The sequence below is a fragment of the Chryseobacterium sp. JV558 genome, assembly GCF_033712365.1.
Classification (GTDB): Bacteria; Bacteroidota; Bacteroidia; order Flavobacteriales; family Weeksellaceae; genus Chryseobacterium.
This window is the reverse complement of the sequence record NZ_WJHU01000002.1, coordinates 1,072,228-1,085,215: the sequence shown is the minus strand read 5'-3', so window position 1 is coordinate 1,085,215 and position 12,988 is coordinate 1,072,228. Positions and strand designations below refer to the sequence as shown.

Below are 12,988 nucleotides of genomic sequence, written 5' to 3'. Positions count from 1 at the left end.
ATTTACTCCAGACCGCGATACAAACTACTCACTTACACTATCCACACAGTTTGTCATTCCGTAGGAATCCAGACACAGGAAGGTTTTTTGATAATAAATGAGGATAATATAAGAATTTAGATTCCTGCGGAATGACAAGGTGGGCGGATATCATGCGTATCTGGGTACTTATTTGCTCAAGACCATGGTACAAAACTATTCACTTAGATTATCCACACAGTTTCTCATTCCGTAGGAATCCAGACACAGAAAGGTTTTGGATAATAAATGATGATAGATAAAAGTTTAGATTCCTGCGGAATGACAAAGACTGTGTTTAATTACTTTGTTTAGGTTTAGTTGATGGTATATCTTAATCTTATACCTTTTCTTACAAATTTCAATTACGTTGATTAAATTCAATTGAAAAAAACAAGTGGATATATATTTTTTGTAACTTTTGTAAAACAAACACACAAATGATTGAGTTTTCAAAAGGAAGATATACCTACTATATCTATATTCTCACCAACAAAAATAGAAAAGTACTTTATACCGGCGTTACAGGAAACCTCCACAGGAGATTGCATCAACACAAAACAAAGCTAAACCCCGGTAGCTTCACAGCAAGATATAATCTTGAATTTCTAATTTATTACGAGAAATATGATTGGATTCATAACGCCATTGAAAAAGAAAAGGAAATTAAAAACTGGTCAAGAATTAAGAAACTTGAACTTGTAAGGAGAACAAATCCTAATTTAGAATTTTTGAATTACCTGTTTGAAAATTGGCTTTGATATGGAATGTTCGCATAAATGATGATAAAATAAAAGTTTAGATTCCTGTGGAATGACAAGGTGGGCGTGTATGATGTGTATATGGATACTTATTGTGTATGTGAAGTGCTTTGGTATATACGGTTTTTTCAATTAACTCCTACGCCCTTCATAATACTTTAACAAGCATTATACCCATTCCCCAGATAAATTTTCGTTCTTTTGCAAAAAGTTTTAATTTTTAAATAATCGCATGTCGAAGTTTGATGAAATACGGTATTTTCATGATCATGAAGTGAATGAAAGATTGCAGAGTGTAGCCCGTGATCCTATGATGAAAGCACTGATGAACTTTACTTTTCCCGGTGTGGATGAGCAGGTTTGGCTGGAACAGTTTAAAGAGATCCACTCTATAAGTGATTTTCAGCATCATTTTGTAGCACATACCGTTCGTCAGATTCTTGCGAAAAGTTCTGAAGGTTTAACGACCTCAGGCTTCGATAAACTGGATAAAAACACTCCATACCTTTACATTTCAAATCACAGAGATATTGTACTGGATACTTCACTGCTTAATCTGGCTCTTCTGGAAAGCGGCCACATTATGACTGCTTCAGCCATTGGGGATAATCTTGTGAAAAGAAACTTCTTGAATGTATTGGCTAAACTGAACCGTAACTTTTTAGTTCAAAGAGGACTCTCACTTCGCGATCAGCTTAAAAGTTCACAAACCATGTCTGAGTACATTGATCATCAATTGCATCACGAAAACCGCTCTGTATGGATCGCCCAGCGTGAAGGCCGTACCAAAGACGGTAATGATGCCACTCAACAGGGGGTTTTAAAAATGCTTGCCATGGCATCAGGAGATCAGTCACTGATAGAGTATTTTAAAACCTTAAAGATTGTACCTGTATCTATTTCTTACGAATATGATCCTACAGATTCTTTGAAAATGCCTCAACTTCTGGCACAGCACAGGGATGAGGAATACATCAAAGGTAAAAATGAAGATTTTACTACTATGCTCAGCGGTATATTAGGGCAAAAGAAACGAATTCATCTGCATGCCGGTGATGTTATTGATACAGAACTGGATGAAATTGCCGCTACGATTGAGAATAAAAACAAACAATTGCAGGCCGTTGCACAGGTGATTGACCATTCTATCATTAAAAATTATAAGCTTTGGCCGACAAAATATATTGCCTACGATCTGATTCATAATACAGATACGTATGCTTCACAATATACTGAACAAGAGAAACAGTTGTTTATCCGAAGACTTGAAATGCGTATAGATCCGTCAGATCCCGTTTCTAAGGAGTATTTCCTTGCAATGTATGCCAATCCTTTGGTGAATAAACTGAAGCTTGAAGAAGGTTTTGAAGGATAGTTTAGGGTAAAAAAGAGACTGTCTCATCAATTAAATCATTTGACTTATATTCTGACGAAGGAAGAATTTTATTAATGAGATTCTTCCTTCGTCAGAATGACACTTTTGACAAAGCCTCTTAAATCTAACAGATTTTATTTAGTCTGTGACATAGAATCTACCTCTATAATTGCATCAGCAAATGCTTTTGGAGCTTCCTGTGGTAAATTGTGTCCAATTCCGCCTGTCAGGGTATGATGGGCATATTTTCCCGTATATCTGGAAGCATAACTTTCTGGGGCAGGAAATGCAGCTCCGTTGGCATCACCTTCCAGAGTTACTGTTGGGATTCTAATGGAAGGAGATTTTGCCAGTTTAGCTTCAAGCGCATCGTATTGTTTTTCTCCTTTCGCCAATCCCAGACGCCAGCGGTAATTGTGGATCACAATATCAACATGGTCAGGATTATTGAATGCTCCGGCAGAGCGCTCGTAGGTCTGGTCATCAAAAGCCCATTTTGGTGAAGCCGTTTTCCAGATCAGTTTATTAAATGCTGTAGTATTGGCTTTATAGCCTTTATACCCTCTTTCAGTTGAAAAGTAATACTGATACCACCATAAAAGTTCCGCATTTGGAGGAAGAGGTTTTTCGCTGGCCTTTGGGCTTCCAATTAAATATCCGCTTACGGCAACCAGGCCTGTACAACGTTCAGGCCACAATGCTGCCATGATATCTGCAGTTCTTGCTCCCCAGTCAAAACCACCGATAATCGCTTTATCAATTTTCAGGGCATCCATAAAAGCAATGATATCCAATGCAACTGCGCTCTGCTGACCGTTGCGTTTTGTATTGGGTGAAACAAAAGTCGTTGTACCGTAACCTCTTAAATAAGGGACTAAAACACGGTACCCTTTTTCAGCAAGAATAGCTGAGGATTGTTCAAAACTGTGAATATCATAGGGCCATCCATGAAGAAGAATGACAGGTTTCCCATTTTCGGGTCCTAGTTCTGCATAACCCACATTCAGCAGTCCGGCTCTGATTTTCTTTGTATTCTGGAAAGCTGATCTTACAGCTGTATTTTCTGTATCTTTCCCGCCTGTGGTATAAGTCTGTGCTTTAAGAGACCATACTCCCATTCCTATAAAAATGACCAAAGATAAAATGGCCTGTACTTTTTTACTGAAGTTCAATGTAGTATTCATAATCGTGATGTTTTGTGATGGTAAAATTATGGTAAAACAGAGCCAGGAATAAGTGTAAATACTTTGAACAGGTCATATTGAACGGTGAATACTGATTATCGGGCGGTAAACCAGACAGCAGAATTCCTAAAGATGCCTGAAAGTATTATCCAAATGTGCAAAACACAATTCATCATCAAGCAGTTTTTCCAAAAGCATTATCTTCGTACCTGAAAAATTTGACAAAATGAAGAAAATAATATTTCTGGCTTCGGCGGTCCTTGTTCTCAATTCATGTGTGGTAAGAACGGCTACAAAAGTAGTATCGGGAGCTGTAAGCTTAAGTTATAAAGCAGTAAAAGGAACGGTAAACGGAATCAGCTGGGCAGTAAGCAAAGCGAAAGGGAAAATTGATGAAGACCGTCTGGACGGAACCTGGAAAGTGGTAGGCGTTTACCGCGGTTCTTTTGAGGATTTTTCAAAAGATCAGAATCCTGACGGCTCATTCACCTCAGAATGTACGGAAGGTTTTGATCAAATTGTTTTCAAGGCTAAAAAGTCTAAATTCAAACCGGTACACTGCAGTTCACAGGATGAAGACTGGGTAAAATATTCTATGGAGTTCGGAAAAAATCCTTCAACAAAAGAAAAGGAAAATTATATTGAATACAAATCCAACAATTATATTTCTGTCATAGATGCCAATAATAAGACTATGATTCTGGAAGGAAACCTGATGCCAAAATTAGCATTTTCCGGAGCTAAACTGTATCTTCTTGAAAAGGTAAAGTAGAAATACAGAAGGAGCAGGTTATTTCAAAAACTGGTCTGCAATAAAATAACCTCCTCCTATCACCAGTAATGGCAATGCAAAGGATATCAAGATTAAAGGCAAAGCAAAAATTCTGAAATACGTATATAATTCTACGGAAGAAGGGTCATTCGGATCGTAAATAACAGTCTCCGTCTCCCCTACTGACCAGGCTGAAGGATTGGTGCCTTCCGGCAGTTCATAGGTATATTCAATATTATTCCGGGTACGGAAGGTAAAGAGGGGACTGAATACTACTCCATCCGATTCAAATTCCCGCAATGAGGTAACGGTTGCCGTTGCCTTTTCTGCTTTTTGTAAGAATGAAAGAGTGCTTCTTAAACTTAAGAATGCAAAAATAAACAGCACTATTCCTGCACCGAGAATGATATAATATTGCCACATAACTTTCTTTTTATTTCTGCTCATATCTATTACAATCTGAAAACAAATAGCATGTTATTTCATTTGTTTTCAGATCAATACCCGAATATACAAAGATTTATTACAGCATAAATAGTTATTTAGTTTCTATCTCAATAATTTTTTGTCCCTGTTCTCCCAGGTAATGAAGTACCAGTTTTTCATACACTTTGTAGCCATCATCTACATTGGTAAATATCACAGTCCCCTTTCCTGAATCGGGTAATATAATGACAATATCCCTGCTCTCATTTATTTTAAAAGCAGGGATTTTCTGTTTATTTAGTGGCTATAGCTGCATGTGCAGGACAGGATATTCTTTACCTTCTCCATCCAGTTCGGATCTCTTCAGTATATTGAATCCCATATGTTTGTAAAAACCAACAGCCTGGGTATTTTGCTCATTCACATCCACTTTGGTTACCTGTAAATGAGATATTGCATATTCAATTAATTTTTTTCCTACTCCGGTCCCCCGATAGTTATTGTCAACAAACAACATTTCAAGGTTTCCTTCTGCAACGCCTGCAAATCCAACTAAAATACCTTCTTGCTCAAACCCCGATAGGGTGACATGCCGGAAGTAGACAGGAAGCTGTTTTTTATAGTATACAAAGTCTTCTTCTTTAAGAAAATCATGGGTATTCACCACTGCACTCTCCCAGATCTCAATCAAACGTGGATAATCTGTTACCGCAATTTCTCTGATCATAATTGTAAATTTAGAATCACAAAGGTCAGAACTTATTCATCTAAAACACTGAACCCAGGTTAAAAAATGCGTTTACGTATTCTGCTTAGCGCTTGTGGTGTGATCCCGAGATAAGAGGCTATATCTTTTAAGGGTATATAATTTAAAGTGATACCATATTCATCCATCATCTGGAGGTAGTATTGTTCGGGGGAATACTTAATCAGGTCGATATTTCTATTCAGTATTTTATTAAGTAATATAGCCGTCAGGTCATCAAAAACTGTCTTTAATCCGGGAATAGCAGAATATAATTCGGCCGCCTTCTTCTTGTCTATCCTATAGATAACGCTGTCTACAATGGTCTGCACATTAAAAGAAGATTTTTCCTGTAGTGTAAATGAGATATTCGACAGTGAAAAAGTGCCTTTCTTACAAAACCAAAAGGTTTGCTCATCTCCTTTGTGATTAATGATCCAGCAACGCAATAAGCCCCCAAAAACAAAATAGCTGTACTTTTCTGTTTCTCCTTCTTTGATGAGAAATGTATTTTTCCTGACTGAGATCTGTTCAAAGTATTGATCAAATAACGCAGATTCTTCCAAACTAAAGGTATTGGGATCTACGTCAAACTCTTCAAGTAATTTTTCTAAAAGCATATCATAGAAATTATTTATACATCCGTTGTTTCCAATCTTTCAAAGATACACAATGCTCATTGCCAGAATAGTTTTTTTACTGATATAATCATTTAGTTTCTATCTTAATAATTTTTTGTCCCTGCTCTCCTAAGTAATGAAGGACCAGTTTTTCATACACTTTATAGCCATCGTCTACATTGGTAAATATCACAATCCCCTTTCCTGAATTGGGAAGTACAATGGCAATACATCTTGTTCCATGATCTGCCCCACCGTGAGATAGTGCATATTCACCATTTCCAAAGTCATAGATTTCAAACCCTAACCCGAAATATTTACCTTCTTTTACTTTTACCTGTTTTTTGGTCATTTCCTGAAAGACATCCGGCCTCAGATTTTTCCCTTTCATAACGCTGATCATAAAGTTTCCGTAATCTTCGATCGTAGTATGCAGATCATCGGCAGCATTTGCCGTTTTAATTTTTTCTATTGGATATGGATTTCCTTTTTCATTATATCCCGTCACAAATCTTGATTCATCTGTGTTCTGATCCCAGATATAGTTGGTGTTACGCATTTTGAGAGGCTGAAAGATCAATTCTTGCGCAAGCTGATCCAGTGATTTTCCAAACTTCTTTTCCAGTGCTTTCCGAAGGTATTCAAAACCTTCTCCTGAATATTGGTATTTTGTACCGGGATCAAACTGAAAGTTCAGCTTTTTGTCTGTATTCATCCATCTCCAATTTGGGAAGCCTGTCTGGTGGGTGAGAATAATTCTGGTGGTCAGTTTCTGATTTCTGGGATCGTTGATGATATCGGGATCTGTCCAGTAGGTATCTAAAGGTTCGTCAAGCTTCCATTTTCCTAAGCTTATCAGTCTCAGTGCTACCATTGCAGTGACAGGTTTAGTAAGGGATGCCACATTGAAATAAGCATTGACGGGAGCTGTAACTCCTTTTTTTGTATCTCCGAAAACTTTTACCTGTTGCAGCTTTCCTCCTTCAATAATTCCTAATCCCAGGGTTGGAATATTATTTTCTTTCAGCCAGCTTTGCATCGACTGGTCGTTATCAAACATTGTGTCACTATCGGTAGTCTGCTTAGGATGGTGATCAAAACTCAATGAATTCTTAAGTTTCCATTCAACATTTTCCAGGATCCACAGATGGGTAAATTTTGCTTCCCCAACTAATTTTTCAGCCTGATCTCCTATCTTTTCATAAAACAAATGGTCTCCATTCTGAATGGCAGCATAGATCTTTCCCTCTTTATACATAGGATAAATCTCGGTACTTTTATCCACTAAGACTCTTTTTAACTGATAGGTTTCCGGAGACTTGCACAATCCGTTTTTAAAATCAATAATGAATTTCTTTTTGTCCTCAAAACCACCTTTATCATGATAAAATTCAAACCCATCGCTTAACATGCTTTCCATCTTTCCAATGTTACAGGTATTATAACCTGCTGAAAAAAACAGGCTGTCTTTTGATAGAATTGTTTTGTAAAGAGGATCTGTTTTGTCTGTCTGTGCATAAAACAGATTCATCAACAGAATAAAAAAAGGAAGGATAAACCGTGCCGATTTTGTCATTGTTATTTTTTTGACAAAGATTCAATTTCATTTTGTTTTTCAAATAAAAATGAACCCGACAAAAACCCGACAAAGCCACGACACAACTTACAACATACTGAATTTCAGCTTAAAATACAATTTCTTTTTACGATCAATCTCTGCTGTATTTCGGAGAATCATGAATACATTAGACAGCACAATAAGGATCATAAGGATAAGAGTAAACTGTTTTCCGAGCTTTAAAAAGATACCAAGCATAAAGACAATGGGTGCCATAGCAGTCCAAAACATCTGCAAAGAGACAATCTGTTTAATGAGGCTGTTCCTCTGCTTCATAATAAACATCAGCAGAAAGGGAGCCAGAATATTTAATGGCGGTACTACCACAAATAATAAGGAGGAAAGGTTGATCATTTTAATCAAAGAATAATTGACCGTTTCAGGTTCTTCTGCGGTTTCTGTTTTTACCTCATCATTTTCCTGGGAAATGATGGTTTCTTCCTGCAACAATAAAGACTCCTCTATTTCCAAAGTCTGCGCCAGCGCTCTTAAAGTATGTCCCTTAGGTTCTGTTCCGGATTCTATACGCTGAATGGTTCTTACAGAAATTTTTGATTTTTCTGACAGCTCTTCCTGAGTCAGATTTTTTTGTTCTCTTATTGCTTTTAGTCTGGACATGTTCTGAGGTAATTCGGAAAAAAAATGTTTTGGCTAATTTACTGTTTTCCATTATTAAAAACAGAAGACCTCTTTTTTTAAATTGAACAATGCTAAAATTATTACTCATATAAGAAATAAGTGTATTTTTATTTAAAAATAACCTTCTATTTTTCAACTGTTTATAAACTTCAACACCAGATCAGTTTATGGAAAATACAATACCTAAATCCGAAATCAGGAAGAATATTGCCACTTACCTGTGCCTTACCCTTCTTTTTTGTCTCCCCGTGTATTATATGTGTATTCGTACCGGCAAGCTGGGTGGCGGAATTATATCTTACGCTACCATTGTAATGTGGTGTCCGGCTATTGCGGCACTTCTTACCTGCCGTATCCGAAAAATTCCTGTTTCTTCTCTGGGCTGGAAATGGGGACTTACGAAATACCAGATTATGGCCTATTGTATTCCTATTGTTTACGCATTTGTTCCTTATCTCATCATTTGGATCAGTGGAGCTGGCGGATTTTATAATCATGAGTTTGTAGCTGAAGCTGGTAAAGGGATGGGCTGGAATCTTTCTGATGGCCAGACCATCATCCTGTATGTCATTCTGATGAGCAGCTTTGGTATGGTACGTTCTGTGGGCTCAGCATTGGGTGAGGAAATTGGTTGGCGCGGTCTTCTTACTCCGCAGTTGGCTAAGATCAATTCTTATACTGCTACCTCTCTTTGGATGGGTCTCATATGGGCTATTTATCATTATCCTCTTCTGCTGTTTTCCAATTACAACACGGGCGGGCCCAAGTGGCTGGCTCTTTTATGTTTTACAGTGATGATATTTGCATCCTGCTTCATTTTCACCTGGCTGCGATTAAAATCCGGGAGTTTATGGACTGGTGCTATTTTACATGCTAGCCACAACCTTTTTATACAGTCTATTTTTACACCGCTTACTGTAGATACGGGAAACACCAATTATTATATTGATGAGTTTGGTATTGCTCTGCCCATTGCAACTGCTGTTGTAGCTTATTTCTTTTGGAGAAAGAGAAAGGAATTGCCTGAAAGGGATACTGAAGATATTCTTCTTTCTGCATAACATTATAGTCAAAAAAACAGCCTTCTGAGTAGAAGACTGTTTTTTTGAAATATTAGTGAAGTCAGTATTTTAATTAATCAGCAGAGCCCGGGCTTACTGTTTAATTGGCAATTTCCAACAGTTTTTTGTAATCTTTTCTTTTCTGTGGAATGATAGGGTTATAAGTAATTTGTTTGTCAATCCAGCGCTCAGGCCGTAAGAATGTGAGAATAGTCTTCATATCATCATCATTAAATCCTTCCAAATATTTACTTTTCTCTTCTTTTGATATGGGAGTTGGAGTTGTTCCATCTTTCTTACGTGGAGCAAAATGCGGTCCTATATAATCTCTTTTTTCCTTTCCAGCGTTTTTCTCTATTGCTTCCTTTTCTTTTTCATCCCTTGTCTTAGCCTTTTCTTCTGCAGTTTTCTTATTGATTTCCCTTAATCTTTCCTGAAGAAATTTGCCTGATCGTGTTGGAGGTTGACTCAACAGTAAGCGTTCGTATCCGGTGGCATCTCCTCCTTTTTGGGTTTTGCCTCCATTTACCTTCTTCCAGGCAAGCATTCTGCGACCACTCTCACTTCCCTCTTCTTCCATATACCTTACCGTGTATCCTAACATCGCCATCACTTCCAAGTTACCGCTTCTGAAGCCCAGATGCTTTACATGGGTAAAGTTTTTCTCAAAGTACTCATACAGCTTAAACTGTCCAAAACGCGTATCACCTCCCCATGCTAATAAAGATGGTGTTTTGTCATCCCAAAACTCGGTAATATTGAATACTTTGGAAGGGTGAATATAATTTTTGACCTCATTGACAATATCATCAAACTTAGATCCTCTCTCTTTCACATAGCCTTTGTCTCCGGTAATAATAATTGCATCATACATCTCTGCTACTCTATAAACAATCTGCCTGATCCCTGTATAGCTGGTATCATGTTCTATATGAATATCTCCACCTTTCCCACTGAAACGTGACCATAAAATAAGCAAATTGTTTCCACTGGTAGGGATTCCTTTTTGTTCCAGCCATCTTTTTATAGCCTCATTTTCATCGTTACTGATATTTACCTTCCATCTTTCTTTTAGCTTACCCCTTAATTCCGGTGAGTATTTTCTGGCAATGTAATCTGTTCCATAGTTTACCCCTTTAATATATCCTCTTCGTTTATACTTGTGTGCTTCATTTTCTAATTTTCTATTACCGGCTCCCCTTAGCTGTCTTACTTTTACAATATGTATCCTGTCCTCACTTATTCCGGAATCTTCATAGAATTTTTTTATAGAATCTGCTTTATCCGTATGATCTGTAAGACTACCGTCGCCTTTCGAGATGACAACATGAAGTTCCTCATCATCAATTAAAGCCGCGGCAATCCCAAACATATCACCTGTAGCATAACCGGGTTGGGTAAGTACTTTAACTTTAGGCTTAGGGTCACGTTGTGGTTCTGGTCTTGGTGCTGGCCTGCGATTAGCATCATCGGTATTGGAAGCACCTGCTTTCTTTTTTGTCTTATTTCTTGGCATATCGTTTATTATTACGTTAGGGAACAAATTTCAAGGTAAAGCTCCCGGCTAAGTAGAGGGGATCCACCCATTTTTAGAAATTCAGGGTTTACCCGTATCGGCAGACAGTGTATTTGTGTATCATGCATTCATGATGATTAAATACACTTATAGATTCTGGTTTATTTTTCCGGATTCTATTATTTAGTAAATCCAATGTTTTATCTAAAAATTTCACTCGTAGGAGAATTCCCTTATTTTTTAAAATTCAGTTTTTTCCCTTAATGAAGATTTATTTCGTTTGATGAAATTTGTATCAGACAAAAGAGATCAACAGTCTCACAGTTAAGACTTAATCAAGAAATACTATTAAGGTTGAGTTGAAAGAAAATCTTTGAAAAAAGAGGCTTGAAAATAAAAATAATAATAACCCATTAAAACCAGAATATGGCAGAAACAGTAAACACCCAGACTACAGATGCAGTAACGCAGACCAATGTTACCGTACTTGGTGAGTCTCCCGCACAGGCTATGAGTATGCTTTACCAGATGGCCACCCATGCCAGTGGAATTTCCATTCAGAATTCTGTAACGAATCAGCAGAACTTGAACCAGCTCAACCCTGCGATTGTTGCAGATGCCATTAAAATTTTAAAAGGATAATATAAAACCTTACGATCATGAGTGAAAACAACAGTGAAACCCAACAATCCCAGGCAGCAAATGCTACCACTCCGGCGGAGAAAGCTGTAGTATTTGTGAACAATGAGGTACTGGCCCCGCCTAAGGCTTCCCCAATGACCGGAGTGACAAAAGTAATGATAGAACAGTCTACAGGAATGATGGTTCAGGATTTACAGTCTTTTTTGAAAGGATTTGAGCAGGTAGGTTTGATTGCATTAAGCAGATTGGCCAATAATCTACTGACGTATGGAACGACTTTCGGGCCGGCACCGGGCAGTAAGGAAACCTCCACTCAGATGGCAGAGCATCTGCAAGGCCAGGATGCAGGGAAAGGAAATGAAATGATGAAGGATTTATTCAAAATGGTAAGTGAATATGCTGAAGTGAAGGCTAAGATTTCCAATACTATTTATAATGTCAACACGCCTCCGGTTCCAGTGGCTCTTCCTTCTCCTCCCTCGTTTACGGAAGTTTCTCCTGAGAATGAAGATCCCGAAAAAAAAAACAGGTAGATCCGGTTCCGGAAGAAATCTCATCAGAAAAGGAAGGTATGAGAAAAAGCTTTATCACGGCTGATCATGGGGGAAAATTAGTATTAAAGTCAGTAAAACTGACACAGCCACTCGTAAAACCAGAGATTAAGGAAGCAGTAATTCCTTCAGTAGAACCTGAAGTTAACCGAAAGAAAAAAACAATAATAAGCCAACTCCTTGAAAAAATTAAAATAAATAAAATATGAATTATTCTTCAACAACCAAACCCGCCAAAATTTTAAATCTAGAAAATTTAAATGATTTAAATGAACGACTTTACCTGACCCGAAGCAGTGATATTTCTTATTTTGACACGAGAAGTGCTGATGTGAAAAAGACAGAACATAATGCAGAGCGAGTTATATTTAATCTTCAGACCTCAAACATTAATATTCAGCCTGCTATAAGACTGGTCAACTGCATCAACAGAGGAAATAAAAGATACAATCATTTCCAGTCTTTTGTAGTGGAACCTATAGATAGATCAACGGGAATTGCAGTCATCATGGTGAAACTGGATGATCCAAAAGCTTTTTATTGTAATGTGAGAATTTTACCTTTTACCACCTTAAACGAAATTGCAGTTTCAGATCTTGATTCAAAACTTCTTACGATTAATCTTGAAAAGGCAAAGTGGATTCTTAAAACTGATATCACGATTACGCCATCTGATACGGGAGAAGCCCAGTATTCGGTACATGATGTGGATGTAGCTGCTATTGCCGAACTGGTAAGCCAGGAAGAAATAATTGAATTAAAAAGAGAACTGGAATTCCAGGCTTCTAAACTGATTGCGCATTATTTCCAGGAAATCCTGAGTATTGTAGTGAATGAAAACCCTCCAAACAACGGCAGGCTTCCTGTAATTCCGGATGATTATATCCTTACCCTTCCTCCCAACCAGTTAAAAGAAATGTTGTCAGCTACTGCTATTTCAGCGTGTATTGCTCTGGAGATAACTGGTTATAATGTAGTAAAAGATATTAACCACGACTGGAGAGCTGCAGCAGCATTTATTAATTATCTGCTGTAAAGTAAACGCTCATTTTTCAACATT

15 protein-coding genes are annotated in these 12,988 nt (G+C 37.6%); 8 read left to right on the top strand and 7 right to left on the bottom strand.

The window, feature by feature from the left end; all coding sequences use genetic code 11:
• Nucleotides 1–458 precede the first annotated feature (458 nt).
• Complete coding sequence (locus GFU89_RS10790) at nucleotides 459–779, top strand: GIY-YIG nuclease family protein (RefSeq protein WP_318847128.1); 321 nt, start codon at nucleotides 459–461, stop codon at nucleotides 777–779.
• Between the two features lie 232 nt (nucleotides 780–1,011).
• Nucleotides 1,012–2,154: a 1-acyl-sn-glycerol-3-phosphate acyltransferase gene (locus GFU89_RS10785; protein ID WP_318847127.1), complete on the top strand. Its 1,143-nt coding sequence runs from the start codon at nucleotides 1,012–1,014 to the stop codon at nucleotides 2,152–2,154.
• A gap of 134 nt (nucleotides 2,155–2,288) precedes the next feature.
• Here the strand turns inward: GFU89_RS10785 and GFU89_RS10780 are convergent, their stop codons facing one another.
• A complete protein-coding gene (locus GFU89_RS10780; RefSeq protein WP_318847126.1) occupies nucleotides 2,289–3,338 on the bottom strand; it encodes an alpha/beta hydrolase in 1,050 nt (349 codons plus the stop codon).
• A 226-nt stretch (nucleotides 3,339–3,564) separates the two neighbouring features.
• Here GFU89_RS10780 and GFU89_RS10775 point away from each other — a divergent pair, with 226 nt between their 5' ends.
• Complete coding sequence (locus GFU89_RS10775) at nucleotides 3,565–4,110, top strand: hypothetical protein (protein ID WP_318847125.1); 546 nt, start codon at nucleotides 3,565–3,567, stop codon at nucleotides 4,108–4,110.
• Between the two features lie 18 nt (nucleotides 4,111–4,128).
• Here GFU89_RS10775 and GFU89_RS10770 read toward each other — a convergent pair whose 3' ends face one another.
• The 5 genes from GFU89_RS10770 to GFU89_RS10750 form a co-directional block, all read right to left on the bottom strand.
• A complete protein-coding gene (locus tag GFU89_RS10770) occupies nucleotides 4,129–4,557 on the bottom strand; it encodes a DUF3592 domain-containing protein (protein ID WP_318847124.1) in 429 nt (142 codons plus the stop codon).
• Nucleotides 4,558–4,840: 283 nt separating this feature from the next.
• Nucleotides 4,841–5,263, bottom strand: a complete 423-nt coding sequence (locus tag GFU89_RS10765; RefSeq protein ID WP_318847123.1) for a GNAT family N-acetyltransferase — start codon at nucleotides 5,261–5,263, stop codon at nucleotides 4,841–4,843.
• Nucleotides 5,264–5,322: 59 nt separating this feature from the next.
• The gene (locus GFU89_RS10760; RefSeq protein ID WP_318847122.1) at nucleotides 5,323–5,901 is read right to left on the bottom strand and encodes a Crp/Fnr family transcriptional regulator; all 579 of its coding nucleotides are present in this window, start codon (nucleotides 5,899–5,901) and stop codon (nucleotides 5,323–5,325) included.
• 88 nt (nucleotides 5,902–5,989) lie between these two features.
• Nucleotides 5,990–7,477 (bottom strand): serine hydrolase, encoded by a 1,488-nt coding sequence (locus GFU89_RS10755; protein WP_318847121.1) that lies wholly within the window; start codon nucleotides 7,475–7,477, stop codon nucleotides 5,990–5,992.
• 87 nt (nucleotides 7,478–7,564) lie between these two features.
• On the bottom strand, nucleotides 7,565–8,137 hold the full coding sequence (locus GFU89_RS10750) for a helix-turn-helix domain-containing protein (RefSeq protein WP_318847120.1): 573 nt from the start codon (nucleotides 8,135–8,137) through the stop codon (nucleotides 7,565–7,567).
• Between the two features lie 188 nt (nucleotides 8,138–8,325).
• On the opposite strand from GFU89_RS10750, the gene GFU89_RS10745 reads away from it, so the two are divergent.
• Nucleotides 8,326–9,219, top strand: a complete 894-nt coding sequence (locus GFU89_RS10745) for a type II CAAX endopeptidase family protein (protein ID WP_318847119.1) — start codon at nucleotides 8,326–8,328, stop codon at nucleotides 9,217–9,219.
• 100 nt (nucleotides 9,220–9,319) lie between these two features.
• Here the strand turns inward: GFU89_RS10745 and GFU89_RS10740 are convergent, their stop codons facing one another.
• Complete coding sequence (locus GFU89_RS10740; protein ID WP_318847118.1) at nucleotides 9,320–10,735, bottom strand: hypothetical protein; 1,416 nt, start codon at nucleotides 10,733–10,735, stop codon at nucleotides 9,320–9,322.
• Between the two features lie 426 nt (nucleotides 10,736–11,161).
• On the opposite strand from GFU89_RS10740, the gene GFU89_RS10735 reads away from it, so the two are divergent.
• Genes GFU89_RS10735 through GFU89_RS10720 form a run of 4 tightly spaced genes read left to right on the top strand, consistent with a single transcriptional unit; the run spans nucleotide 11,162 to nucleotide 12,964 of the window.
• Entirely contained in the window at nucleotides 11,162–11,377 is a 216-nt protein-coding gene (locus GFU89_RS10735; protein WP_034697211.1) for a RebB family R body protein, read from the top strand.
• 17 nt (nucleotides 11,378–11,394) lie between these two features.
• Nucleotides 11,395–11,910, top strand: a complete 516-nt coding sequence (locus tag GFU89_RS10730; RefSeq protein WP_318847117.1) for a hypothetical protein — start codon at nucleotides 11,395–11,397, stop codon at nucleotides 11,908–11,910.
• 38 nt (nucleotides 11,911–11,948) lie between these two features.
• Nucleotides 11,949–12,137, top strand: a complete 189-nt coding sequence (locus tag GFU89_RS10725) for a hypothetical protein (RefSeq protein ID WP_223599393.1) — start codon at nucleotides 11,949–11,951, stop codon at nucleotides 12,135–12,137.
• Nucleotides 12,134–12,964, top strand: a complete 831-nt coding sequence (locus GFU89_RS10720) for a hypothetical protein (protein ID WP_318847116.1) — start codon at nucleotides 12,134–12,136, stop codon at nucleotides 12,962–12,964. Before GFU89_RS10725 ends, GFU89_RS10720 begins: the two co-directional genes overlap by 4 nt.
• The last annotated feature ends 24 nt before the right edge of the window (nucleotides 12,965–12,988 follow it).

Excerpts from the sequence above, each read along its gene's own strand:
- GFU89_RS10790 (WP_318847128.1), top strand. The coding sequence starts at position 459 with ATGATTGAGTTTTCAAAAGGAAGATATACCTACTATATCTATATTCTC.
- GFU89_RS10785 (WP_318847127.1), top strand. The coding sequence starts at position 1,012 with ATGTCGAAGTTTGATGAAATACGGTATTTTCATGATCATGAAGTGAAT.
- GFU89_RS10780 (WP_318847126.1), bottom strand. The coding sequence starts at position 3,338 with ATGAATACTACATTGAACTTCAGTAAAAAAGTACAGGCCATTTTATCT.
- GFU89_RS10775 (WP_318847125.1), top strand. The coding sequence starts at position 3,565 with ATGAAGAAAATAATATTTCTGGCTTCGGCGGTCCTTGTTCTCAATTCA.
- GFU89_RS10770 (WP_318847124.1), bottom strand. The coding sequence starts at position 4,557 with ATGAGCAGAAATAAAAAGAAAGTTATGTGGCAATATTATATCATTCTC.
- GFU89_RS10765 (WP_318847123.1), bottom strand. The coding sequence starts at position 5,263 with ATGATCAGAGAAATTGCGGTAACAGATTATCCACGTTTGATTGAGATC.
- GFU89_RS10760 (WP_318847122.1), bottom strand. The coding sequence starts at position 5,901 with ATGCTTTTAGAAAAATTACTTGAAGAGTTTGACGTAGATCCCAATACC.
- GFU89_RS10755 (WP_318847121.1), bottom strand. The coding sequence starts at position 7,477 with ATGACAAAATCGGCACGGTTTATCCTTCCTTTTTTTATTCTGTTGATG.
- GFU89_RS10750 (WP_318847120.1), bottom strand. The coding sequence starts at position 8,137 with ATGTCCAGACTAAAAGCAATAAGAGAACAAAAAAATCTGACTCAGGAA.
- GFU89_RS10745 (WP_318847119.1), top strand. The coding sequence starts at position 8,326 with ATGGAAAATACAATACCTAAATCCGAAATCAGGAAGAATATTGCCACT.
- GFU89_RS10740 (WP_318847118.1), bottom strand. The coding sequence starts at position 10,735 with ATGCCAAGAAATAAGACAAAAAAGAAAGCAGGTGCTTCCAATACCGAT.
- GFU89_RS10735 (WP_034697211.1), top strand. The coding sequence starts at position 11,162 with ATGGCAGAAACAGTAAACACCCAGACTACAGATGCAGTAACGCAGACC.
- GFU89_RS10730 (WP_318847117.1), top strand. The coding sequence starts at position 11,395 with ATGAGTGAAAACAACAGTGAAACCCAACAATCCCAGGCAGCAAATGCT.
- GFU89_RS10725 (WP_223599393.1), top strand. The coding sequence starts at position 11,949 with ATGAGAAAAAGCTTTATCACGGCTGATCATGGGGGAAAATTAGTATTA.
- GFU89_RS10720 (WP_318847116.1), top strand. The coding sequence starts at position 12,134 with ATGAATTATTCTTCAACAACCAAACCCGCCAAAATTTTAAATCTAGAA.